This is a genomic window from Actinoplanes sp. NPDC051411, assembly GCF_040682075.1.
GTDB lineage: Bacteria > Actinomycetota > Actinomycetes > Mycobacteriales > Micromonosporaceae > Actinoplanes.
This window is the reverse complement of sequence record NZ_JBFBAD010000029.1, coordinates 66697-90389: the sequence shown is the minus strand read 5'-3', so window position 1 is coordinate 90389 and position 23693 is coordinate 66697. Positions and strand designations below refer to the sequence as shown.

The 23693-nt window shown below is 69.0% G+C and carries 22 protein-coding genes and 1 tRNA gene; 10 read left to right on the top strand and 13 right to left on the bottom strand.

The genetic code is table 11. The annotated features are described in order from the left end of the window. Positions 1-40: 40 nt before the first annotated feature. On the bottom strand, positions 41-1450 hold the full coding sequence (locus AB0M88_RS18340; RefSeq protein ID WP_364102952.1) for a ricin-type beta-trefoil lectin domain protein: 1410 nt from the start codon (positions 1448-1450) through the stop codon (positions 41-43). After that, the gene (locus AB0M88_RS18335; RefSeq protein ID WP_364102949.1) at positions 1447-3318 is read right to left on the bottom strand and encodes a ricin-type beta-trefoil lectin domain protein; all 1872 of its coding nucleotides are present in this window, start codon (positions 3316-3318) and stop codon (positions 1447-1449) included. The genes AB0M88_RS18340 and AB0M88_RS18335 overlap by 4 nt, the downstream gene beginning before the upstream one ends. A 216-nt stretch (positions 3319-3534) precedes the next feature. Here AB0M88_RS18335 and AB0M88_RS18330 point away from each other — a divergent pair. Beyond that, positions 3535-3619: transfer RNA gene (locus AB0M88_RS18330), tRNA-Ser, on the top strand. A 438-nt stretch (positions 3620-4057) separates the two neighbouring features. Here AB0M88_RS18330 and AB0M88_RS18325 read toward each other — a convergent pair. From AB0M88_RS18325 to AB0M88_RS18300, 6 genes are all read right to left on the bottom strand, one after another. Then, entirely contained in the window at positions 4058-4576 is a 519-nt protein-coding gene (locus AB0M88_RS18325) for a hypothetical protein (RefSeq protein WP_364102946.1), read from the bottom strand. A 276-nt stretch (positions 4577-4852) separates the two neighbouring features. Beyond that, positions 4853-5104 carry a hypothetical protein gene (locus AB0M88_RS18320; protein WP_364102943.1) on the bottom strand — a complete coding sequence of 84 codons (252 nt, stop codon included), beginning with the start codon at positions 5102-5104 and terminating at the stop codon, positions 4853-4855. 283 nt (positions 5105-5387) lie between these two features. Then, positions 5388-6131, bottom strand: coding sequence for a LytTR family DNA-binding domain-containing protein (locus tag AB0M88_RS18315; protein WP_364102940.1), 744 nt, complete (start codon positions 6129-6131; stop codon positions 5388-5390). Continuing rightward, positions 6128-7324, bottom strand: a complete 1197-nt coding sequence (locus AB0M88_RS18310; RefSeq protein WP_364102937.1) for a histidine kinase — start codon at positions 7322-7324, stop codon at positions 6128-6130. The genes AB0M88_RS18315 and AB0M88_RS18310 overlap by 4 nt, the downstream gene beginning before the upstream one ends. 11 nt (positions 7325-7335) lie before the next feature. Next, positions 7336-8922, bottom strand: a complete 1587-nt coding sequence (locus AB0M88_RS18305) for a sugar transferase (RefSeq protein WP_364102934.1) — start codon at positions 8920-8922, stop codon at positions 7336-7338. A gap of 190 nt (positions 8923-9112) precedes the next feature. Beyond that, entirely contained in the window at positions 9113-9973 is an 861-nt protein-coding gene (locus tag AB0M88_RS18300; protein ID WP_364102931.1) for a DNA-formamidopyrimidine glycosylase family protein, read from the bottom strand. A 148-nt stretch (positions 9974-10121) separates the two neighbouring features. Between AB0M88_RS18300 and AB0M88_RS18295 the strand changes: the two genes are divergently transcribed. Both AB0M88_RS18295 and AB0M88_RS18290 read left to right on the top strand, forming a co-directional pair. Further along, entirely contained in the window at positions 10122-11318 is a 1197-nt protein-coding gene (locus AB0M88_RS18295) for a glycosyltransferase family 4 protein (protein WP_364102929.1), read from the top strand. Positions 11319-11418: 100 nt separating this feature from the next. After that, complete coding sequence (locus tag AB0M88_RS18290) at positions 11419-12909, top strand: arylsulfotransferase family protein (RefSeq protein WP_364102926.1); 1491 nt, start codon at positions 11419-11421, stop codon at positions 12907-12909. 61 nt (positions 12910-12970) lie between these two features. On the opposite strand, the gene AB0M88_RS18285 is transcribed toward AB0M88_RS18290, so the two are convergent. From AB0M88_RS18285 to AB0M88_RS18275, 3 genes are read right to left on the bottom strand one after another with little or no spacing between them, the layout of a single operon-like run. Beyond that, a complete protein-coding gene (locus AB0M88_RS18285) occupies positions 12971-13732 on the bottom strand; it encodes a CDP-alcohol phosphatidyltransferase family protein (protein ID WP_364102923.1) in 762 nt (253 codons plus the stop codon). Continuing rightward, the gene (locus AB0M88_RS18280) at positions 13710-14768 is read right to left on the bottom strand and encodes an iron-containing alcohol dehydrogenase family protein (protein ID WP_364102920.1); all 1059 of its coding nucleotides are present in this window, start codon (positions 14766-14768) and stop codon (positions 13710-13712) included. The genes AB0M88_RS18285 and AB0M88_RS18280 overlap by 23 nt, the downstream gene beginning before the upstream one ends. After that, the gene (locus tag AB0M88_RS18275; RefSeq protein WP_364102917.1) at positions 14756-15487 is read right to left on the bottom strand and encodes a phosphocholine cytidylyltransferase family protein; all 732 of its coding nucleotides are present in this window, start codon (positions 15485-15487) and stop codon (positions 14756-14758) included. The genes AB0M88_RS18280 and AB0M88_RS18275 overlap by 13 nt, the downstream gene beginning before the upstream one ends. Positions 15488-15613: 126 nt before the next feature. Between AB0M88_RS18275 and AB0M88_RS18270 the strand changes: the two genes are divergently transcribed. From AB0M88_RS18270 to eccB, 3 genes are all read left to right on the top strand, one after another. After that, complete coding sequence (locus AB0M88_RS18270) at positions 15614-16708, top strand: PLP-dependent aminotransferase family protein (protein WP_364102914.1); 1095 nt, start codon at positions 15614-15616, stop codon at positions 16706-16708. 158 nt (positions 16709-16866) lie between these two features. Continuing rightward, complete coding sequence (locus tag AB0M88_RS18265; protein WP_364102964.1) at positions 16867-17919, top strand: magnesium and cobalt transport protein CorA; 1053 nt, start codon at positions 16867-16869, stop codon at positions 17917-17919. A 43-nt stretch (positions 17920-17962) separates the two neighbouring features. Next, positions 17963-19354 carry a type VII secretion protein EccB gene (eccB, locus tag AB0M88_RS18260; RefSeq protein ID WP_364102911.1) on the top strand — a complete coding sequence of 464 codons (1392 nt, stop codon included), beginning with the start codon at positions 17963-17965 and terminating at the stop codon, positions 19352-19354. A gap of 65 nt (positions 19355-19419) precedes the next feature. Here eccB and AB0M88_RS18255 read toward each other — a convergent pair whose 3' ends face one another. After that, entirely contained in the window at positions 19420-19977 is a 558-nt protein-coding gene (locus AB0M88_RS18255; RefSeq protein ID WP_364102908.1) for a hypothetical protein, read from the bottom strand. A 200-nt stretch (positions 19978-20177) separates the two neighbouring features. Between AB0M88_RS18255 and AB0M88_RS18250 the strand changes: the two genes are divergently transcribed. Then, positions 20178-20702, top strand: coding sequence for a peptidylprolyl isomerase (locus AB0M88_RS18250; protein WP_364102905.1), 525 nt, complete (start codon positions 20178-20180; stop codon positions 20700-20702). A gap of 23 nt (positions 20703-20725) precedes the next feature. Continuing rightward, positions 20726-21643: a rhomboid family intramembrane serine protease gene (locus AB0M88_RS18245; protein ID WP_364102902.1), complete on the top strand. Its 918-nt coding sequence runs from the start codon at positions 20726-20728 to the stop codon at positions 21641-21643. Here the strand turns inward: AB0M88_RS18245 and AB0M88_RS18240 are convergent. Continuing rightward, on the bottom strand, positions 21636-22052 hold the full coding sequence (locus AB0M88_RS18240; protein WP_364102899.1) for a PH domain-containing protein: 417 nt from the start codon (positions 22050-22052) through the stop codon (positions 21636-21638). The genes AB0M88_RS18245 and AB0M88_RS18240 overlap by 8 nt on opposite strands. A gap of 35 nt (positions 22053-22087) precedes the next feature. Here AB0M88_RS18240 and AB0M88_RS18235 point away from each other — a divergent pair, with 35 nt between their 5' ends. Both AB0M88_RS18235 and AB0M88_RS18230 read left to right on the top strand, forming a co-directional pair. Further along, the gene (locus tag AB0M88_RS18235) at positions 22088-23218 is read left to right on the top strand and encodes an acetyl-CoA C-acyltransferase (protein WP_364102896.1); all 1131 of its coding nucleotides are present in this window, start codon (positions 22088-22090) and stop codon (positions 23216-23218) included. Between the two features lie 58 nt (positions 23219-23276). Then, the gene (locus tag AB0M88_RS18230; RefSeq protein WP_364102893.1) at positions 23277-23660 is read left to right on the top strand and encodes a hypothetical protein; all 384 of its coding nucleotides are present in this window, start codon (positions 23277-23279) and stop codon (positions 23658-23660) included. Positions 23661-23693: the final 33 nt, after the last annotated feature.

Here is a 23693-nt window from a genome sequence, read left to right as displayed (position 1 = left end):
CAGCACCCACCGCTGCTCGCGGGCCCCGATCCCCGGACCGTCAGCCCTTGTAGGCGCCGATGGTCTGGGTGAACTGGTACGCCGACTGCGCCACACCACTGCAGGTGTCGTCGTTCGGGTACGCACCCGGGCACTGCCGGTCGCGATTGAGCGACCAGAAGGTGAGCCGGGCGATCTGGTGCTGCTGGGCGTACGTCGTGATCGTCTTCATGTCGTTTACGGTCACGGTCGCGTGCTCGTCGGTGATCCCGTTCATCGAGGAGATGCCGACGTGCTTGTACGCGTCCGCGTCGGACCAGCCGTACGCGGTCTTGAGCTTGTTCTTGAGGCCGTCCGCCGCCTGGGTGGTCAGCTGACCCTGGTTACCGCCGGTGTTGCCCCAGTCGAAGGTCATGATGCCCCAGCCGTCGACGACCAGGCCCGAGCTCGCGGCCCGGTTGATCAGCGAGCTGTCGGGGCCGCCGGTGCCGCTGCCGAGAGTGATGTACTCGGTGATGCCCGGGTTGTTGGCCTTGATGGTCTTCAGCGCGTCGACCGTCTTCTGCTGATCGGTCGCGCTGTTGTACGGCGTGCCCTCGATGTCGATGTCGATCGCCTTGAGGCCGTACGCGTTGATGACCTGCTGGTAGGCGTTGGCCAGCGCGGAGGCGCTGGAGCAGGCGTCCTCCAGCCACGGGCCGCTGGCGCCGCCGAAGGAGACGACCACGTCACCGCCGCCGGCCCGGATCGTGTTGATCGCGGACTGGTCCTGGCCGCCGGTCAGCGCCCGGCCCCCGTCCCACTTGGGGACACAGTTGCCGCTGTTCAGCATGAACGCCATCGTGAACCACTTGACGCCGGTGGTGTTCATGACCGTCGTCAGGTTGGGCGGGTTGCCCCAGCCGGTGTAGTAGTACGGAGCGACCGCCTTGGCGCCGGGGCCGCCACCGGTCGGCGGGGGCGTGGTCGGCTGGGTCGGCGGCGGCGTGCCCGTGCCGCTGAACTTCCACTTCTGGTTCGACGTGCCGGTGCAGGTCCAGAGCTGCAGCTTGGCGCCGTTGGCGGTGCTCTTGTCCTTGACGTCGAGACACTTGCCGGACGCGGTGTTGACCAGGTCCCCGGCCGCGCTCAGCGTCCACTTCTGACTGGCGACGGTGTCGAAGCAGTCCCAGAGGTGCACGACCGCGCCGTCGGCGGTCGAGTTGTCGGCCACATCGAGGCACTTGCCCTTGCCCTGCACCGAACCGTTGTCGGCCAGGGTCCACTGCTGGTTGCTGCTGCCGGCGACGCAGTCCCAGAGCTGCGGCAGGTTGCCGTTGGCGGTCGAGCCGTCGGTCACGTCGAGACACTTGCCGTCGAGCGAGCTGACAAGCGTGCCCGAACTGGCCGCGAACGCGTTACTGATACCGAGGACGCCGAGGGTGCCGACCACCGCAACCGACGTCGCTATCGCGAGGAGCTTCTTCTTCATGCGGGGGACGTCCATTTCTGGTTCGAGGTACCGGTACAGGTCCAGAGCTGCAGCTTGGCGCCGTTGGCGGTGCTCTTGTCCTTGACGTCGAGGCACTTGCCCGACGCGGTGTTGACGATGTCGCCGGCCGCGGTGACCGTCCACTTCTGACTGGCGACGGTGCTGAGGCAGTCCCACAGGTGCACGACAGCGCCGTCGGCGGTCGAGTTGTTCGCGACGTCGAGGCACTTGCCGAGGCCGGTGATCGTGCCGTCGGTGCCGACCGTCCACTGCTGGTTGGCGCTGCCGGCGACGCAGTCCCACAGCTGGGGCTGGTTGCCGTTGGCCGTCGAGCCGTCGGTCACGTCCAGGCACTTGCCGTCGAGAGCACTGGTGATCGCGCCGGTCTTGTTACTTCCTCCGCCGCCGGTGCCCTGGGTGCCGGCCCAGGTGAAGGTCGCCGAAGTCTTGGTCGGCAGGCTGTAGGTGAACGACTGCCCACCCCAGTTGACCTTGACCGTCTGGGTGCTGCCGCTGGTGTTGTACGCGATCAGCGCCTTCGACCCGTCCGGGTTCTTGAACGCCACGTTGGGAACCGTGGAATTGGCGGTCGAGTCGATCCGGACCGCGCCCGGCTTCACGAACTTGGTCAGGTGACCCATCGTGTAGTACTCGACGGTGTAGTCGACCTGGCCTTTTCTGTTGTCGTTGCGGTGCACGGTGACCAGCCCGGTGCAGGTGCCGCAACCGCCGTTGTGCGGGCCCATCTGCTCGTCGACCGCGAGCGACCACTTGTTCCAGCTGCGGCCCCAGTTGCGGAAGAAATTGACCATGTCGGTCATGTCCTGCTGCTGCTGGTTGCCGACCCAGGTGCCGCCCGAGTACTCGGTCATGTACTCGTTGACCGACGGGAACTGGTTGTGCACCGTGGTCATCTGCGACGGGCTGCCGCCGTAGTTGTGCCAGGCGATGCCGCCGAAGTTCTTGTTGTTGCGGATCGCGGTGTCGTTGATCAGCGGCGACACCCAGGCGTCATAGGTGTCGAAGTTCCAGTCGCCGATCAGCAGCTTGGTGCTCACGCCCGCGTTGTTGAGGGCCGGCAGCAGATCGTTGGCCGCGAAATAGTCCAGGCCGGACGCGGTCCACTGCATCGACGGATAGCCGGCGCAGCACCCCGGCTCGTTCTGCTCGGTGACATACCGGATCGGCACGCCCGCGTTCTGGTAGCCCTGGATGTACTTCACGAAGTACTGCGCGTAGGCCGCGTAGTACTGCGACTGCAGGTAGCCCTGGCTGTAGGCGTTGTTGTCCTTCATCCACGGCGGCGCCGACCAGGGCGAAGCCATGAAGAACATCTGCGGGTTGAGCCCGAGCGCCTGCTTGCTCAACGCCATGACGTCGCTGTCGCGCGACAGCGAGAAGTCGTTCACGTCGCAGCAGGTGTTGTCGTAGGAGTAGCTGTTCTGCGCCAGGTCGGACGAGCCGATGACGTTGCGGACCGCGCTGATGCCGATGCCACTCGTCGGCGAGAACAGCTTGGTCATCACATCGTTCTGGGTCGCCGCGGACAGCGCGCCGCTGCCCTTGATGTCGAAGGCGGTGGTGTCGGTGATGTCGGCGCCCGCACCCTCGAACTGCTGGTAGGCCGTGTTCTCGTTGACCGTGATGGTCTGGTTGCCGCTGCCGCTGCCGGCGCCGAACGAGACCGGCGTCTGCTGCTGCAGCCCGCGGGTCACGGTGCGGCCGGTGCTGTCACTCGTGGTGGTCAGATAGACGTTGACCGACTCGCCGGCCGCGAACGCCTGCGGCGCGACAACCACGATCGCCGCGAGTACGGCGGCGCCGGCCGCGGCGTAGAGGGATCTTCTGGCGGTGGACCTTCTGGACATGTGGGGATCTCCCTTGCCGTCGGTGGGGGCCGGAGGCTGGGACTGATAAGACGCTGAACAATAAACACGCACGTCGATAGGTTGTCAACCGTCGAAACACCGCGTGACCATGCCGTTTCTGCAGGTGGTACCCCTGTTAAGAGTCTTAATATAAGTTTCGGTTAAGAGGCCCTGCGGACGCGCGGCACCGATCTGGCAGACTGGAGCACGCACTCGGGAGGGCTCGCCTAGTGGCCGATGGCGCCGGTCTTGAAAACCGGTAAGGGGAAACTCTTCGTGGGTTCGAATCCCACGCCCTCCGCTCGATCACGAGCAGCAAACCCCGCCCGCCCTGCCCCGAAGACAGGCCGGCGGGGGTTGTCAGCGTTAGCGGCGAGTCTCACTCGATCTCATGGAGAGCCGCTCGATCTTGCTCGTCGCGACCATGGCGCGACCACGAATCGGAGCAACCGGCTGCGTCACCCGCAGTAAACCTCGGCCGGACACGACAAAGCCCCGGCGATCTCCACTGCGGGAGACTGTGGGTATGACACTTTCGCCGCTCGAAGACCATGTCTCCGGGGGCCAAGGCGCTGCCCCGGATCCCTGTAAGACCCTTGCCGTCGGCGGGCGCTCAGGGAAGAGGCTTCCGTCACGCGCCGGAGGCAAGTCACGTCGGGCCCTTGTTTGGAACCAAGTCATGGGACCCAGGTCCGACCCAGGTGAGCGACGTCAAGGGATGACGACCGGCGGCGGTCGCCTAGCTGGGCACCACGACCTTTACAGGTGGGGGCGGCGTCACCTTGACGATGGCATCCCAGTGGGGGGCGCTGTCGTCCGGGCCTGGGCCGCCGCAGCGGCATTCCCACGGTTTGGCGCGGCCAGGCACAGCCCGAGGCGACCAGAACCGCAGCTCTAGTTCGCGGACCTCCGAATGCGTGCGGTCTCTGGACCACTGCTCGACCCAAATCGTCCAGTCCCCGCCTGGGGCGGACGGCGGCGTCACCGTCGGCGGCCCGATCTGGCCGGCCCGGTTCATCGTCCAGGCGATCGCCTCGATCCGGTAGTCCCGGTCGAGCTTGAACTGGTAGACCAGGTGCCGGCTGCCGTCCTGCAGCTGGGACTTCTCGAATCGCCAGCGACCCTCGAACCGAGGCGCGTACGAGTCGTGCAGTCCGGCGGTCTCCAACTGGGCGAGCCGCTGGTCCGCGTCCGCGGACATCTCAGCGGCCCGCGCCGCCGCCTCGGCGGCGTCCGCAGCCCGTCGGGAATCCGCCACGGCGTTTTCCGCTGCCTTCGCCGATCGCTGGCCCGACCTGGCTGACCAAATCGCCACCCCGAACCCGCCCACACCAAAGGCGGCCCCGGCGAGCGCGATCCAGAAGCCTCCGGTGTCGGTCCACGACGGCGCGTCAGCCATCACGTTGATCACGGACCGTGATGATAGACGGTGGTCACGACCGCTGCCCGGCAGCCCGTGAAGGGGGGTCGCTTAGAGAACCCCTACCGAGCCGCCATCACCGCAGTCAGCAAGGTCATTCGGCCCAGATCCGGCTCAGAACAGCGACCCTAAGGGACGTACAACCGACGGCAGCTCGTCGTCGGACTTCGGGGTGATCCACTGGACGTCAGCCATCGGGTGCGCTGGAATCAGTCGCAGCTCGACCCCATACCGAAGGGCGCCGTAGAAGACGGCGCGCTTGCGGGCGATGGTCGTCGCGGCTGCCTGCTTGCCGCCGAGCGGTAGCGAGAGCGCGTCGAGCGCCTCGCGGACCAGCGCTGCGTCCTCCAGGTCGTTGAGGTTCACCGTGTTGGCGGCAACCGATCGAATTGACGGAGCGAGGTCGTCTGCCGGCCGCTCGGCCCGGGTGTGCGCCGCGTAAAAGGCGGGGCACGCCGGCCTTGGAATTTCTGGTCTCTCTCATCGAGAGCCGCTTGATCTTGCAGGGAACTCCCGCGACGAGGCTGAACGACTTCGCTGGGAGTTTGCCGATCGCGGGCGCGCGAGGCTGAGCCCGACCTCCGTCCACAGGGCGGCCTGTGGATAACTCTGGGGATAAGTCTGTGGGGCTGTGGACAACTATGTGGATTCAGCGGATCCAGTCGTGCTTGGCCGCCCTGATCAGGCGGTCCTTGAGCTCTCGCGTGTGCCTCCGGCTGACCGGCAGCTCGACCCCGTCCACCGCCACCACGTAGCCCGAGCCGGTCAGCCGTAGCTCGGCGATCAGGCGCAGCTGCACCAGGTAGGACCGGTGAATGCGTACGAAACCGGCATCGGCCCAGCGTTCGGCGAGGGTGGCCAGCGATACGCGTACGAGATGGGAAGCGTCCGCCGTGTGCAACCGGGCGTAGTCGCCCTGGGCCTCCACCCACCGCACCGACGACCGTGGCAGCATGCGGGTCGTGCCGGCCAGCTCGACCGGGATGGCCGGCTCCTCGGACGCCGCCGCCCGCTGCGGTGCCGGCGCGGTGCGCATCCCGGCCACCCGGCGCAACGACTCGCCCAGCCGCTCGGCCCGCACCGGCTTGCGCACGTAGTCGGTCACGCCCAGGTCGAAGGCGTCCACCGCGCCGTCGTCGTAGGCCGTCACGAAGACGATCGCGGGCGGCCGGGCGAAGCGCCGCAAGATGCGTGCCAATTCCATGCCGTCCAACCCGGGCATGCGGATGTCGAGGAACACCGCGTCGACCTCGGTGTCGCGCAGCACCCGCAGCGCCTCGGTCGCGTCGCCGGCCCGGTGCACGTGGGCGACCCGGCCGTCGGCGCCGAGCAGGTAGGCCAGCTCGTCGAGCGCCGGCGGCTCGTCGTCGACGGCCAGCACAACCAGGCTCATGCCCGCACCTCGGGGTGGAACTTCGGGACGCGCATGCTCACCTTCGTTCCCGCTCCGGGTGCGGTCTCCACCACCAGGCCGAAATGGTCGCCGAAAACCGAGCGTAGGCGCTCGTCGACGTTCGTCAGGCCGACGTGCTGCCCGTCGTCGCTGTCGGACGGGCGACCGGCGGTGAAGACCGAGGGGTCCATGCCGACGCCGTCATCCTCGACCGTGATCTGGCACTCGGCTCCGGCATCGCGGGCTTCGATGCTCACCATACCGACGCCGGGCTTGCGCGAGAGCCCGTGCCGGACCGCGTTCTCGACCAGGGGCTGCAGGCACAGGAACGGCAGGCCGACCGGCAGGACTTCGGGGGCGATCTGGAGGCGTACCTGAAGGCGGTCGCCGAACCGGGCCCGCTCGATCGTCAGATAGCGGTCGATAGACCGCAGTTCCTCGGCCAGCGTCGTGAATTCGCCGTGGGCCCGGAACGAGTAACGCGTGAACTCGGCGAACTCGAGGATCAGCTCGCGGGCGCGCTCGGGGTCGGTGCGCACGAAGGAGCCGATCGCGGTCAGTGCGTTGTAGATGAAGTGGGGGCTGATCTGGGCCCGCAGCGCCCGCACCTCGGCCCGGGCCAGCCGCTCGCGGGACGAGTCGAGTTCGGCCAGCGCGATCTGCGAGCCGGCCCAGCGGGCCGCTTCGAGGGTGGCCTGCACCAGGCCGGGGGCCGGGTGGTCGTCGGCGACCGCGATGAGCACCGCCGCCGCCCGGCCGTCGGGGCCGCTCAGCGGGGCCACCACCGCGCCCCGCACCGCGCAGTCGACCCGGTCGCACGGCAGATCGCGGGCGTTGAGCACGATCGATCGATGCGTGTGGAGCGCCCGCTGGGCGGCGGCCGTGAGCGAGGAACTGTGGTGCCCGCCCAGGCCGTCGAAGGCCAGGCAGGTCGCTCCGTCGGAGATGGTGAGGCCGGCCGAGCCGACCAGCCGGCGCAGCGGGCGGGCCGCCTTGGCCGCGGTGGCCGGGGTGAGCCCGGTGCGCAGCGGATCGGCGGCCAGCCCGGCGGTGTGCAGCACGTCGTAGGTCGCCCGCTGCATCGCGGTCGCGATGCCCCGGCGGGCCCGCAGCCGCACGACGGCCGCGACCGCCGCGGCCAGCGCCGCGAGGACGGCGACGACCGCGACACCGGTTTCGATCCGTCCCGCCATGGGACGAGAGCCTAATAGGCTCCCTTGCGCTTCAGGACGACGAAAATCGTGCGCCAGAGGATGCCCAGGTCGTACGTCAGCGACCAGTTGTCCACGTAGTAGAGGTCGAGGCGGACCGCTTCGTCCCACGACAGGTCGGAACGGCCGGAGACCTGCCAGAGGCCGGTGATGCCGGGGCGCACCAGCAGCCGCCGGCGCACGTCGCCCAGGTAGTCGCCGTCGTCGGCCGGCAGCGGGCGGGGCCCGACCAGCGACATCTCGCCTTTCAGCACGTTGATCAGCTGGGGCAGTTCGTCGAGCGAGGTGGCCCGCAGCTTGGCGCCGAAGGAGAAGACCCGCGGGTCGTTCTTCATCTTGAAGAGCATGCCGTCGGACTCGTTGAGCTCTTCGAGCGTGCGCTTGCGCTCCTCGGCGTCCTGGTACATCGTGCGGAACTTCCACACCCGGAACGTGCGGCCCTCGTGGCCGACCCGGGGCTGGCGGAAGAAGACCGGGCCGGGGTCGGAGAGCCGGATGCCGAGCGCGATGACCGCGAGGATCGGGCTGAGGGCGAGCAGGCCGAGGGCGGCCACCACCCGGTCGAGCAGGTTTTTGGCCAGCCAGCCGGGGCCGGAGAGGGTCGGCTCCTCGACGTGCAGGAGCGGCAGGCCCTCGATCGGCCGGATGTGCACGCGCGGGCCGGCGATGTCGGTGAGCTGCGGCGCGACCACCAGATCGACGCCGGTGCCCTCGAGCTGCCAGGCGAGGCGGCGCAGTTCGCCCGGTTCGGCGCTGGCCGAGCCGCAGACCGCGATCGTGTCGGCGCCGACCTCGTGCACCAGCGAGAGCACGTCGCGGGCCGCGTAGACCGGCACGGGTGTCTCGATGCCGCGGGCCGCCGCGTAGCCGTCGGTGATGTGGATGGCGACCGGGATCAGGCCGGCGGCCGGGCTGCGGGTGACCGCGGTGTAGACCTCGAGCGCCTCGGGCAGGGTGCCGACCAGGACCATGCGGTGCGCGCCGTGGCCCGTGCGGCGACGGGCCAGGTGCAGCACCTGCCGGGCGAAGACGCGGTCGACGAGCAGGAAGCAGAGCGCGGCCAGCGACACCGCGGCGACCGTGCCACGGGACAGCTGGGTCTTGGTGGCGAAGGCGAGCAGCGAGACGCCGGCGACCACGGTGACCGAGGCCCGGACGATCCGCTTGAACTCCTCGCTGCCGAGGCCGAGGTAGCGCCGGTCGTACGTCCCGTTGGCCCAGAGCAGGATCAGCCAGCCGAGCGGCAGCACGATGTAGGCGAAGAAGTTGAAGAGCTCGCCCCCGTGCAGGAAGCCCCAGCTCTTGAACTGGAAGCCGGACTTCGCCTTTTCCAGGTGCGTGGCGATCCACCAGCTAGCCAGGACCACCGACGCGAGGTCGAGGAAGACCAGGACCAACGTGTACGGCCGGTGCCAGCGCGACAGGCGCTTGTGCGATCGCGTCCAGGCCGATCGGGGTACGCCGTTGCTCGGTGGCGGCTGCTGCCACTCGAAGCTGTCGTACGGCACGGGCTTGCTCCGGCTGCTGTCGGTAACCGGGCGATGCAGGCTTGTGGTCACCTCGCCTACGTCCTCCCGCATCCGGAAAACATTACGCACCGCCACGGGCGTCGGGGTGGGCGGCCGTTGAGCCGTTACCCGTACGCGCGGACGATACGTGGGACCGAGCCACTATACCGATGGAACGTGCGGAATGAAGTGGACGTTGTGCCCCCTTTCCGCTGTGGAGACCGATGTCTCCCCACCGATACGCAGCGTGACCGGATCGACGCTAACGGATCAACTTCGAGAGCCGCCGGTCGGCCAGTGGTTTACCGCCGGTCTGGCACGTGGCGCAGTATTGCAGGCTTTTGTCAGCGAACGACACTTCGCGCACCGTGTCCCCGCACACCGGGCAGGGCAGCCCGGTGCGCGCGTGCACACGCAGCCCGGCCCGCTTCTCGCCCTTGAGCTCGGCCGCCTTCTGGCCCACCGAGCGGGCCACCGCGTCCTGCTCCACCTCGCGCATGGCCTCGTAGAGCGTGGTGATCTGCTCGTCGGTCAGCTTGCCGGTCAGGGCGAACGGCGACATCTTGGCCGCGTGCAGGATCTCGTCGGAGTAGGCGTTGCCGATGCCGGCCAGCACCTCCTGGTCGACGATGACGCCCTTGACCTGGCCGTTGCGGCTCTTGATGCGGGCGGCGAACTCGTCGCGGGAGACGGCCAGCGCGTCCGGGCCGAGCCGGGACACCCCGGGCACCTCGGCCGGGTCGCGCACCAGATAGGCGGCGAGCGACTTCTGGGTGCCGGCCTCGGTCAGGTCGAAGCCGGACTCGTCGTCGAGCCGCACCCGGATGGCGATCGGGCCGCTGCCCGGCTTGAGCGGCGCCGGCGACTTGAAGCCGTCCCGGTAGTGCAGCCAGCCCGCCCGGGCCAGGTGCACGACCAGGTGGAGGTCAGGGCCGAGCCCGATGTCGAGGAATTTGCCGTGACGCCCGGCCGAGGTCAGCTCAAGGCCGGCGACGGCGGACGCGGGCGGATCGTAGGTCTTCAGGGCGCTGAACGAGGACACCTCGAAGCGCTGCACGGTGTGGCCGACCGCGCGCTCGCGCAAGTAGGCCGCGAGCGCCTCGACCTCGGGAAGTTCGGGCACTGAGCCATTATGCTCCGCTGCGCTCGCGGCAATCGCCTGATAACCGGTGCGATGACACAGCGATTTCGACACCCGCAAACCCGGCGGGCGTCGAAATCCCCGGGCCATCGCACCGGCGGCAATTGCGACAACGGTAGCGTTCGCAGGCGTGAAGGTGGTCGTTGCGCACAACCGGTACCGCGAGGCAATGCCGTCCGGCGAGAACGTCATCGTCGACACCGAGATCGCCCAGCTGCGGGCCGCCGGGGTCGAAGTGCTGCCGTTTCAGCGCAGTTCGGACTCGATCGGCGAGCTGCCGGCGTGGGAGAAGGCTCTGCTCCCGATCTCGCCGATCTATGGCCGGTCGGCCCAGCGCGACCTCGCTGAGCTGCTCGAACGTGAGCGGCCGGACGTGTTGCACCTGCACAACCCGTACCCGTTGCTCTCACCGTGGGTGATCCGCACCGCGCACGCCCATCGGGTGCCGGTCGTGCAGACCGTCCACAACTACCGGCAGGTGTGTTCGTCCGGCCTTTACTTCCGGGACGGCCACAACTGCACTGATTGCCGGGGCAAGCTGCTCGGATGGCCCGCTGTGCGGCACAAGTGCTACCGCGGCTCGGCGGCCCAGAGCGCGCTGATGGCGACCACCCTCGCGGTGCATCGTCCGACCTGGCACACGGTCGACCGCTACATCGCGCTGACCGACCACATCGCCGCCCACCTGCGCGACTACGGCATCGCCGACGACCACATCGAGATCAAACCCAACGGCCTGCCGGATCCCGGCGATCCGCCTCCGCTCGGTGCCGGTTTCCTGTACGCGGCCCGCCTGTCCCCCGAGAAGGGGCTGTCCCTGCTTCTGGACGCCTGGCAGCGGCACCCCGAGGGCTCGCTCGGACCGCTGCGGATCGCCGGCGACGGCGACCTGCGCCCGCTGGCCGAGAAGGTGGCGGCCGAGCGGTCCGACGTGACCTATCTCGGGGGCCTGGACCGGGCGGAGATGGATCGTGAGCGCCGCGCGGCGTCGGTCGTGGTGGCGGTGCCGACGTGGAACGACGTACTCCCTACGGTGATTCTCGAGGCCCTGTCGACGGGTCGTCCCGTCCTCGGCACCGCCGTTGGTGGTATCCCGTACCTCTTGGGGGTGGATGAGAGCCCGGCCTCCGAGATCGCCGGCTGGCTCGTCCAGCCGGATGCGGCGGCGCTCGCCGCCGCACTGCCGATCGCCCGCGCCGAGGCCGAACGGAGAGGTCCCGCCGCGCGCGAGCGCTACCAGCGGTTCTTCCATCCGGACGTCCTGACCGCGCGGTTGATCGATATTTACACCGGGCTCACAGCGAACTCCGATCAACCATCGAGGTAGATCTTGTTCGAAGAGGGGAATGCTGGGCACCGTGACGGAACCTGTACCGGTAAAAACAGGTGTTTCGCGTAGGAATCTTCTACTCGGCGTCGGTGGCGCCGTGGTGGTGGGCGGCGCCGGAGTAGGCGTCGGCTATGCGATCGCCGACAAATCAACGAAAACCTCGGCCGCTCCCGCGGTCGGCGCGACCGAGGCCGCCCAGGCCGGTCCGCCGAAGTATCGCTCCCGGCCCGACCTGCGGACCATGCCCGACGTGACGATCACGACCCAGGCCAATGGAACCGCTCCGGGCTACATCTTTCTCACTCCGGCCTCGGGCGCCGGCCTCTGGGGACCCATGATCGTCGACGAGAAGGGCTCGCCGGTCTGGTTCAGGAAGGTGCCCGACCCGGCCACCGTGGCGATCGACTTCAAGGTCCAGCAGTACCGCAACAAGCCCGTGCTGACGTGGTGGGAAGGCACCATCGGCGGCACCGGCGGGCAGGGCGTGGGCCAGGGCGAGTTCGTGATCGCCGACGAGGCGTACCGGGAGATCACCCGGGTGCGTGCGGCCGGCACCGACCAGGCCGACCAGCACGACTTCGTGATCACCCCGCAGAACACCGCGCTGTTCTGGGTCTACCAGGGCGTGCCGTACGACCTGACCGCGCTGGGCGGGCCGAAGGACGGCGTGCTGTTCGACGGCGTGATCCAGGAGATCGACATCGCGACGGGCAAGCTGCTCTTCGAGTGGAAGGCGCGCGAGCACTTCCAGGCCGCCGACTCGTACGCCCCGCTGCCCGAGGGCGACTCGGCTCACCTGCCGTACGACTGGTTCCACGCCAACTCGGTCGGGCTGGCCGCCGACGGCAACATCATCGCGTCGTCCCGGCACCTCTGGACGACGTTCAAGATCAACCGGAAGTCCGGCGCGCTGATGTGGCGCCTCGGCGGCAAGAAGTCCGACTTCAAGATCGACGCGAAGGCGGCCTTCGCCTGGCAGCACGACTTCCGCCAGCGGCGCGACGGCAGCTACAGCGTCTTCGACAACGGAGCCGGAAGCGTCGGCAAGCCGGTGCACGAATACTCCCGCGGGCTCGTGTTCAAGCTCGACGAGGTGGCCAAGACGTCGACGTTCGTTCAGGAATACGTGCACCCGCAGAAACTGTCGGCACCCACCCAGGGCGCCTTCCGGGAACTGCTCGACGGCGGGTCGTTCATCGGCTGGGGCCAGATGCCCTACTTCACCGAGCACAACGCCGACGGGACGGTGCGGCTCGCCGGCAACCTGCCCAAGGACAACCAGTCCTACCGGGCCTACAAGGCGGAGTGGACCGGGCAGCCGCTCGACCAGCCCGCCCTCGGCCTGCGCACCGAGAACGGCAACGTGATCGTCAGCACGAGCTGGAACGGCACGACCAAGGTCACCAAGTGGCGGGCCCAGTCCGGCACCCAGCCGGGAGCCCTGCAGGGCGCGCCGGTCGAGGCCGACCGCTCCGGCTTCGAGACGACGCTGCAGATCTCGGGCACGCCGGAATACGTGCTGGCCGAGGCGCTGGACGCCACCGGCAAGGTGCTGGGCACCTCGTCGGCGATCCCGGTGCGTGTCTGACCGGTCTCACCGCGTACGGAAAGGGAGGCCCGGCAAATCGCCGGGCCTCCCCCTTATGCCTTTACGCCTTCAGGGCGTCGCGGGCCGTGAAAACGACGCTGGCGGCCAGGAAACCGGCGTTGACCAGCGTGAACAGCGCGACGAACCAGACCGTCCACTGCGGCATGACGGTGAGCACGAGGCCGGCCAGGAAGATCACGAAGCCGTAGTCGCGGACCAGCTTGACCAGGCGCACCGGCAGCGACCGGCTGGTCACCATGCTCGACGCCTTGTCTCCCTGCTGCATCACCGAGGTGACCAGGTTGACCATCCAGGTGCCGGCGAACGCGGCCAGCAGCCAGGCCGGGGTGTCGGGCACCTGCGCCTTCGCCGTCGCGGCGACCGCCGAGACCAGCGAGATCTGCACCGCGACGTCGCACAGCACGTCGAGCCGGCCCCCGGCGCTGCTGCTGCGGCCGGTCACCCGGGCCAGCTGGCCGTCCGAGCAGTCGAACGCGTACGCCAGCTGCCAGCCGACCAGCGCGAGCAGGCCGACCGGCCAGGCCCAGACCCGGCCGTCGGCGATCGGGGCGGCCGCCGCCACCACGACGAACGAGACCAGGCAGCCGAGCCCGAGGTTGACCACCGTGAGGACGGTCGGAACCAGGCGGCGCCGGTGCGCGGCATAGGCGATGCGGGCGCCGGCCCGCTGGCTCAGTGCCTCGCTGAACAGGCCGCCTCCACGATTCACGGCGTAATAGTCTGCCGCGCTCGGGTTACCGGGAGGCGTCGCGGAGGTGGCCACCGGCTTGGCAGCCTGATCAGTTGTCGATGGCTCGGGCATAGTCGGCCAGCTTTCGACGGGTCTCGTCCGGAGTCATCGCGAGGTGCTCCAGGATCGTGTAGCGGTCCGGCCGGGTGCGTGGTGCGAACCCGACCGCCTCGATGAACTGCTCGTCGCTGAGCCCGACGTCGGACGGCAGCCGCGGCAGCTGGTGCCGCGCGAGGCAGTCGGACATCTGGGCCAGCCGCGGCTCGTCGCCGCGCAGGAAGGTGCAGAACAGCGCGCCCAGGCCGGCCAGCTCGCCGTGCGAGGCGGTGCCCGGGAAGAGCGAGTCGATCGCGTGCATGATCTCGTGGCAGCCGCCGCTGGACGGCCGGCTGCTGCCGCACACCGCCATGGCCAGGCCGCTGGAGATCAGCGCCTCGGCGAGCACGGTGACGAACGCGTCGTCCGACATGTCGCCGGGCATCGCCAGCACGGCCTCGGCCCCCATCCGGGCCAGCGAGGCGGCCAGGCCGTCGACCGGCTCGTTGCGGACCTCGCGGGCCAGCTCCCAGTCGGCGAGCGCGCTGATATTGCTGATCACGTCACCGATGCCGCCGCGGTTGACCCGCTCGGGACCGTTTTCCACGAAGTCGAGGTCCACGACCACGCCGAACGGGATGTGCACCCCGTACGACCCCTTGATGCCGTCGTTGATCAGGCTGGCCACCGGGGAGCCGATGCCGTCGTTGGCCAGGCTGGTCGCGACCGAGATCATCGGCAGGCCCCATCGGCTGGCCGCGTATTTCGCCGTGTCGACCGTGGTGCCGCCACCGATGCCGACGACCGCGTCGTACTGCCGGGAGCGCAGCTTGGCCGCCAGCTCGAGCGCGGCGTCGAGGGTGCCGCCGCTGGTGGTGAAGACATCGGCCGAGGAGAGCGACGGCCGGATCATCTCGGCCACCCGCTCGCCGAGGCCCGGCCCGACCACCACCGCGACGTCACCGCCGGACGAGATACGCCCGTCGGCCAGGATCCGCCCCAGATCGGCGACCGCGCCCCGGCGGACGTCGATGTGCAGGGGCGTCTGGATGCTGCGGGCTAGTAGCGGCATGCGATGCCCCGGGCCTTGGTCAGGTCGTCGTGGTTGTCGACCTCGACCCAGTCGACCTCGCCGATCGGCGCGAAACGGACCTCGCCGCCGCGGTTGGCGAATTCCTGGAAGCCGTCCTCGTAGTAGAGGTCGGGGTCGCGCTCGAAGGTCGCCTGCAGCGCGTCGGCCAGCGCGGACGCCGCCGAGGCCTCGATGATGTTGGCGCCGATGTATTCGCCGTGGGCCTCGTCGGGCTCCATCAGTTTCGTGATTTTGGTGAGTTGGCCGTCTTCCCTGAAGACAGTCTTCATCTCCTCGTCACCCAACTTCTTGAGAGTGTCGACAGCCAGCAGAATGCTCGGCCCGCGATTTTCGAGGAGGGTCCGCTCGATCGATACGGGGTGCACGGTGTCGCCATTGACCATCAACGCGCCTTGCGCGAAGTGGTCACGGGCGAGCCAGAGGGAGTACGCGTTGTTCCACTCCTCGGCCTTGTCGTTGTGCACGAGGCTGATCTTGACGCCGTACTTCTCCTGGAAGGCCGGGACGCGCTCCTCCACGGCAGTGGCGCAATAGCCGACGACGATCGTCACGTCGTTCAATCCGGCCGCGGCCAGGTTGCGAAGTGAAATGTCCATGATCGTCGTGTCTCCGTCCACGGGGACCAGCGCTTTCGGCAGCGTGTCCGTATATGGGCGGAGGCGGCGGCCGGCGCCGGCCGCGAGCACAAGACCGATCATGGGGTGGGGCTCCTATCGAGGGGTAGCGCACAGGCGCGCCTCGCGAGGATAGCCCTGCCTGTCTTGCTCCTTGGACCCGCGCGGGCGCGGAAATATTCTATAGAGCCTGCTCGTAAGCTGAACGGCATGACCGCTGAGCAGCTGATCTCCTTCGCCCGTGGCGCTCCGTCGCTGGACATCATCGACGTCGAGGGCCTCAAGGCCGCCGCCCTGCGCGCGTTCGACGCCGATCCCGCAGGCATGACCGCTTATGGCACCTCCGTCGGCTATGTCCCGCTGCGCAAGTGGATCGCCGACAAGCACGGCGTCTCGGCCGATCAGGTCATCGTGACGAACGGTTCCCTTCAGGCCGACGCCTTCCTCTTCAACCACCTGGTGCAGCCGGGCGACGACGTCGTGGTCGAGAAGCCGACCTATGACCGCACGCTGCTGAGCCTGCAGCAGCAGGGCGCCAAGGTGCACCAGGTCACCCTGCGGTCCGACGGCATCGACGTCGACGAGCTGCGGACCCTGCTCGAGTCCGGCGTCCGCCCCAAGATCGCCCATATCATTCCGAACTATCAGAACCCGGCCGGCATCACGCTGTCCGAGGAGAAGCGGCGCACCCTGCTCGCGCTCGCCGCCGAGTTCGGCTTCGTGATCTTCGAGGACGACCCGTACGCGGACATCCGCTTCCGCGGCGAGAAGCTCCCGTCGATGCTCTCGCTCGACACCGAGAACACCGTCGTCCACGCCTCCAGCTTCACCAAGACGGTCTGCCCCGGCGTGCGGGTGGGTTACCTGGTCGGGCCGGCCGCGCTCATCGACGCGATCGCCAAGAAGGCCACCAATCTCTACATCTCGCCCGGCATGGTCTCCGAGGCGATCGTTCACCAGTTCTGCGTCTCGGGCGACATCGACCGCTCGATCCAGACCGTGAGCGCCGCGCTGGGCGAGCGGGTGCGGGTCCTCGGCGAGTCGATCCGCAAGCACATCCCGGGCGCCACCTTCACCGAGCCCGACGGCGGCTACTTCCTCTGGATCGACCTGCCGGCCGACGTGGACGTCGACAAGCTGTTCCCGGCCGCGATGAAGAAGGGTGTCGCGATCGTCAAGGGCAGCGACTTCCTGATCGAGGGCGGTAGGAACGCGGTTCGGCTGGCCTATTCGGCCGTCACCGTCGACCAGATCGACGAGGGCGTGCGCCGTCTGGCCGAGGCAATCGACGAGGTTCGTGCCTGAATTCTCCGGTGCCGGGCAGGATCGCTGAGCCTGCCCGGCTCCGCGGCGGCCGTGAAGTAGCCTCATGCGGGCTCATCGTCGGTGTGGGGGAGGTTGTCGTGGCGGAGCGCGAAAACAGCTGGAACCGGAACAAGCCTTTGTCACGGGCCTTCGCCCGCATTTTCAGCACCACGGAACGCGACGGTGCCGACCACGAGGGCCGCTCCGGCGGCTCCGCGGTCGTCGACTGCGGCGTCTACGTCGACGGCAAGCGCCAGGAGGGCGACTACACCCCCGACGCGGCGCTGCGGGTCGCCCGCGAGCGTGAAAACGCGTTCGTCTGGCTCGGTCTGCACGAGCCGAGCGAGGAGGAGATGGCCGGCATCGCTCACACCTACGGCCTGCACGAGCTGGCGGTGGAGGACGCGGTCAAGGCCGAGCAGCGGCCCAAGCTGGAGCAGTTCGGACCGGTCCACTTCCTGGTCCTGCGGACCGCTCGCTACGTGCCCCACCGCGAGCTCACCGAGACCTCGCAGGTGGTCGAGACCGGCCAGATGATGGTCTTCATCGGCGAGCGGTTCGTCATCACGGTCCGGCACGGCGACGCGTCCGAGCTCGGGCCGGTGCGGCACAACCTGGAGACCGAGCGCGGCGTTCTGCTCGAGCAGGGCCCGTGGGCGGTGGCCTACGCGGTGACCGACCGGGTCGTCGACCTTTATCTCGAGGTGGCCGACCAGATCGAGGCCGACCTCGACATCATCGAGGAGAGCGTTTTCTCCCGCGACGCCGGCAGCCCGATCCAGGCGATTTATCAGATGAAGCGGGAACTGGTGGAGTTCCGCCGCGCCGTGGTGCCGCTGCAGCGCCCGCTGGCCGCCATCGCGTCGAAGCAGAGCGGCCTGGTGCCCAACGAGATCCGGCGTTACTTCCGCGACGTGCAGGACCACCTGACCCGGACGGTCGAGCAGGTCTCGTCCTATGACGACCTGCTCAACTCGATCCTGCAGGCCCGGCTGGCCCAGGTGACCGTCGACCAGAACAACGACATGCGCAAGTTCGCCGCCTGGGCCGGCATCGCCACGGTCTGGACGGCCGCGGCCGGCATCGAGGGCATGAACTTCCGGCACATGCCCGAGCTCTACTGGCTCTACGGCTATCCGGCGTTCTGGACTCTCTTGTTGCTGATCACGTTCCTCCTCTACCGCGCCTTCCGCCGCAACGGCTGGCTGTGACGCGGGGCAGCAGCCCATCGACGCATGCACCTAGAGTGAACCGGTGCCGTCGCGTCAGGACCAGCTCCACAGCTATCAATACTCGTTGCAGCGAGTGGTGGCCGCGCTCGTCACCCACGACCCCGACCCGTCCCGCTCGCCGCTGCGCCGGGCCGGCACGACGGCCCTGGTCAGCCTGCTGATCGCGGCGATCGCGGTCGGGGCGGCCGGCCTCTACGGCATCTTCACCGGCCAAAACACGGTCAATCCGCGGGATCCGAGCGTGGTCTTCCAGGAGAAGGGGACCGGCGCCCGCTTCGTCTACCTGGAGTCGGACAGCAAGCTGCACCCGGTGCTCAACTACTCCTCCGGCCTGCTGCTGAGCACCGGCCAGACCCCCAACCTGGTCGGCGTCGCCTCGGACAAGCTGGCCAAGGTGCAGCTGGGCGCCCCGCTCGGCATTCCGAACGCGCCCGATTCGCTCCCCGCCCCCGGCGACCTGGTCACCGACCGCTGGTCGGTCTGCACCGCCAAGGGCCCCGGTGACAACCCGCAGAGCACACTGCTGGTCGGTCAGCGGCTGACCGACGGCACGATCGCCACCCAGGCCGACAAGGCGCTGCTGGTCGTCGACCCGGGGGAGAACATCTTCCTCGTCTACGGCAACCGGCGTTTCCAGATCCCCGGCCCCGGGTCCGACAACACCCTGCGGGCGCTCGGCTACGGCCCTCAGACCCCCTGGAAGGTCTCCGCCGCCTGGATCAACGCGGTGCCGGCCGGCCCCGACCTGCGGGCGCCCGAGGTGCCGCAGTCCGGAGGGTCGACCGTGGTCGACAACTACCGGGTCGGCCAGCTGGTCAAGAACAGCACCGAGGGGTTCGGGGTGATCATGCCGGACGGCATCGCCAGCGTGACCCCGCTGCAGGCCCGGCTCCTCCAGGCGGCCGCCGGGCAGGCCGCGCTCGACATCGGCGCCGACTTCGTCAAGCTACCGGGCTCACGCACCAAGCTCAGCGACGCCAACGACGCCAACGGCCTGCCGCAAAATGTGCCCAGCCTGTTCACCGACGCGCCGACCCGCGTGTGCATGACGCTGCCGGTCGATCCCCAGAGCGGTGACGGCGTGCGGATCAACCCCAACCCGCCGACCGGGGTCGCCGCGGCCGGCGTCTCGGCGCCGGCCGAAACGAACCGGGCCGATCTGGTCTATGTGGCGCGCGGCCGCGGCGCGGTGGTGATCACCTCGGCGTCGGCGACCGCTCCGACGGGCAGCGGCACGGTCGGCGTGGTCACCGACACCGGCCGGCTCTACACGCTGGCCAGCCGCGACCTGCTGCCCAAGCTCGGCTACAACGGCGTCAAGCCGCAGACCCTGCCGTCCCAGCTGGTGGCCCTGCTGCCGCGGGGTCCGTCACTCGATCCCGCCCAAGCGCGGCGCACCGACCCCCAGGGATAGAAACGGCCCAGGGTTCAAGGCGGGCGCCGATTCGGCGCCCGCCTTGTTCCGTACGGTCGTGCTCGTTACCGGGGGCTGCGCTGCGTCGTGTCCGACGCGGTGCTGTTCGGCGTCGACGGCTGAGTCGGCTCGAACGTGGCGTCCTCCGCCCCACCGACCTGCGTGGTGCCGATCGGGGCGGCCGGCTCGTACTCGTCCCACTGAGCGGTCTTGCGGCGCTTGGTGGCGTAGGCCGCGCCCACACCCACCGCGGTGCCGATCAGCGCGAGGCCGAGCATCTTCGAGCCGCGCCCCTTGCGCTGCTTGCGGCCCATCGCCTTGTTGGCCCGCTTCTGCAGCTTGAGAGCCTTCTTCTGGTTTTCCTTGGCGGCCTTGCGGGCCTGCCGCTTGCTCACCTTGCCGGTCTGCCGCACGTTCTCGCTCGCGGCGCTGACCAGAGGGGTGATCGTTGCCAGGGCGCTGTCCCAGCCGCTCGAAGCCGCATCCTTGGCCTTGACCGCGGCGGGCTGCACCCGGTCGACGGCGGCGTTCAGCTTCGGGCCGACCGTCGCGCTGGTCTCCTGCGCCGCCAGCGACGCCGCGCGCTTGAAGTGGTCAACGCTCTGGCCGAGCTCGTTCTTCATTCGCCTGCTGCGGCTCTTGCGACGCATCGTTGCGAACACCGGTGCCCACCTCCTGTGGTTTCCTCCACGTTATGTTGCCTTCTACCGGTACCCCCGCGCTGCCGGATCAGGCACATGGGGGAGGATCCGAACTGCAAATAACTGTCCCAGCGCCCCTCCGGCTGACCGGGGCGGCGCCCGCGACACAGACAGGAGTACCCGTGGCCGAGAAGCTTTACGCCACCCTGCACACCAACCACGGCCCGATCCGGCTCCAGCTCTTCCCGGACCACGCGCCGGCGACCGTGCGCAACTTCGTGGAGCTTGCGGAGGGCACGAAGGAGTACACCGACCCGAACACCGGTCAGAAGGGGTCGGGCCCGTACTACAACGGAACCATCTCCCACCGGGTCATCGAAGGCTTCATGATCCAGCTGGGCGACCCGACCGGCACCGGCCGCGGCGGGCCGGGCTACCAGTTCGGCGACGAGTTCCACCCCGAGCTGCAGTTCGACCGGCCCTACCTGCTGGCGATGGCGAACGCGGGGCCGGGCACCAACGGCTCGCAGTTCTTCATCACGGTGGCCCCGACCCCGCACCTGAACCGTCGTCACACCATCTTCGGCCAGGTCGCGGACGAGGAGTCGGCCAAGGTCGTCGACTCGATCGCGACCACGCCGACCGGTCCCGGCGACAAGCCCCGCGAGGAAGTCGTCGTCGAGCGCGTGGAGATCGAGCGCGCTTAACAAGGTGACGTACCTTTGACGCCATGAGTGAGGCGCCCTCCACGGCTCCGGTCTGCTACCGGCACCCGGGCCGGGAGACCTACGTCCGGTGCACGCGATGTGAACGTCCGATCTGCCCCGATTGCATGAACGAGGCGTCGGTCGGCCACCAGTGCCCCGAGTGCGTGGCGCAGGGGAAGCGGACGCAGCGGCCGGCCCGCACCGCCTTCGGCGGGAGCGGAGTCGGCCGCGCGGCCTATGCGACCCGCACGCTGATCGGCATCAACGTGCTGGTCATGATCGCGTCGGCGATCGCCGGCGGGGCGGGTGCCTTGTTCGGCGGCTCGGGCGGCGGTCTCGGCGGCCTGCTCGGCTCGGACACCTCGGTCACCCGGTGGGGCGCGGTGATCGGCTACGCGGCGTACGGTCCGGGCGGCGAGATGCACGGCATCGCGGCCGGCGAGTGGTGGCGCCTGATCACCGCGATGTTCCTGCACTACGGCCTGCTGCACATCGTCACCAACATGTGGGCGCTCTGGCAGCTGGGCCGTTATCTCGAGTCGGCGCTGGGGCCGGTCCGGTTCACCGCGCTCTACCTGATCGCCGGGTTCGGCGGCAACGTCGTGTCGTACGTGTTCGGCGCGCCCAACCAGGAGTCGGCCGGCGCCTCGACCGCCATCTTCGGCCTGTTCCTGGCCGCCGTCGTGATCAACCGGCGGCTCGGGCTCCAGATCGCTCAGCTCATCCCGATCCTGGTGGTCAACCTGATCATCACGTTCACCATCCCCGGCATCTCCAAGACCGGCCACCTGGGCGGCCTGGTGGTCGGCGGCCTCGTCGCGATCGCTCTCGCGTACGCCCCGGCCAACCGCCGCACCCAGTTCCAGGCGATCGGTTGCGCCGTGATCGTGGCCGCGCTGATCGTCGCGTCGGTGCTGCGGACGATGTCGCTGCTCAGCTAGGGCTGGTGCTGGTGCGGAGGTCGGCGAGGGCGGCCGCGACCTCCTCGGGCAGCACGCCCAGTTCGTGCGCGCTGAACAGGAAGATCGACTCGCCGGCGTCCAGTTCGAGCAGTTCGCTGCGCAGGCCGCGGCGGCTCGACACGTCGACGCGTACGCGTTCGATCTGAGCCCACGGCAGATGCCGGCGCCGGGCGAATCCGGTGATCACCGTGACGCCGGCGGCGTCCGCCGCCAGGCGGACCGGCGCGACCAGATCGCGCACCGCCCAGATCGCCAGCACGCCGCCGACCACCAGGGCCAGCGCCCAGCGGACCGGGTCACGCCCGGCGAAAGCAACCGCGAGCACGACGACCGCGACCGCGCCCATCCCCTTGGTGACCGGCAGGACCGGCTTGATGCGCCACTGCATCCGATCACTATGGCAAACCGGGTTACCGTCGGGGTATGCGTGATGCGGTGATTGTCGGCGCGGTTCGGACCCCGGTCGGCCGGCGCAAGGGTGGCCTGGCCGGCGTGCATCCGGTCGATCTCGCCGGGCATGTGCTGAGGGCGCTCGAGCAGCGGGCCGGGTTCGACCCGGCCGACGTCGACGATGTGATCTGGGGCTGTGTCTCGCAGGTCGGCGAGCAGTCGTGGAACATCGGGCGCAACGCGGTGCTGGCTGCCGGCTGGCCCGAGTCGGTGCCCGGCAGCACGCTCGACCGGCAGTGCGGGTCGAGCCAGCAGGCGCTGCACTTCGCCGCCGCGACGGTGATCTCGGGACAGGCCGACCTGGTGGTGGCGGGCGGGGTCGAGTCGATGACCCGGGTGCCGATGGGTTCGAGTGCGGCCGGCGCCGATCCCTATGGATCTTCCGTGAAGGAACGCTACGGCCTCAGCGAGTTCAATCAGGGTGTCGGGGCCGAGATGATGGCGGCGCGGTGGGGTTTCAGCCGCGCCCAGCTCGACGAATACGCGCTGGGCAGCCACGCGGCGGCGACCCGGGCGCAGGACGCGGGCGAGTTCGACGCCGAGATCGAGCCGGTCGCCGGGATCAAGCTGGACGAGGGCATCCGGCGGGACACCTCGCTGGCCAAGCTCGGCGAGCTGAAGACGCCCTTCAAGGCCGGCGGCGTGGTCACGGCCGGGTCGGCCTCGCAGATCTCGGACGGGGCGGCCGCCCTCGCGGTCACGACCTCTTCTTTCGCTTCGGAAAAGAAGCTGCGGCCGCTGGCCCGGGTGCACACCGCCGTCGTGGCGGCCGACGATCCGGTGATCATGCTGACGGCGCCGATCCCGGCCACCGCGAAGGCATTGCGCAAGTCGGGCCTCGAGTTGGGCGACATCGGGGTCTACGAGGTGAACGAGGCGTTCGCGCCGGTGCCGCTCGCCTGGCTGGCCGAGACCGGCGCCGACCCCGCCCGGTTGAATCCGCGGGGCGGGGCGATCGCCCTGGGTCACCCGCTCGGGGCCTCCGGCGCGCGGCTGATGACCACGATGTTGCACCACATGCGACAGACGGACACCCGGTTCGGCCTGCAGACGATGTGTGAGGGCGGCGGAATGGCGAACGCAACGATTGTCGAACTGCTGTAATTCGACATTCATCCCGGAGCCCCCGCAGCTTCCTCGTTCGGACACCGTTAAACGCGATATGGACGTCTTGCCGCGCACGTTCACCGGAACCCACATGAACCTCCTGAGCCGATGCATCGAACCGACCGACAAGCCGGTGCTGGTCGGCCGCTGGGCCCAGGGATTCCTCCTGCTGACCCGGCGCCGGCTGGTGATCACCCGCCGGTCGAACCTGCTGCATCGAATGCGCCTGCACCTCAACACCAACGTGCGGCATCTCCGCGACGTCAATGTGACCGTGGAGGACCGCGGCCGCGCCCTGGTCGTCAACCTGACCGCGGTCGACGGCATCCGGGAGCGATTTCAGTTGCGGATGAACGACGAGGAGCGGGCCCGCCGGGCCGAGGAACTGTTCCGCTCGGTCCTGGACGAGCAAACGAAGTCCTTCGCCATCGTCGCGTAGCGTGGTGACAGCGATACGATCAAGCTCTGTCGC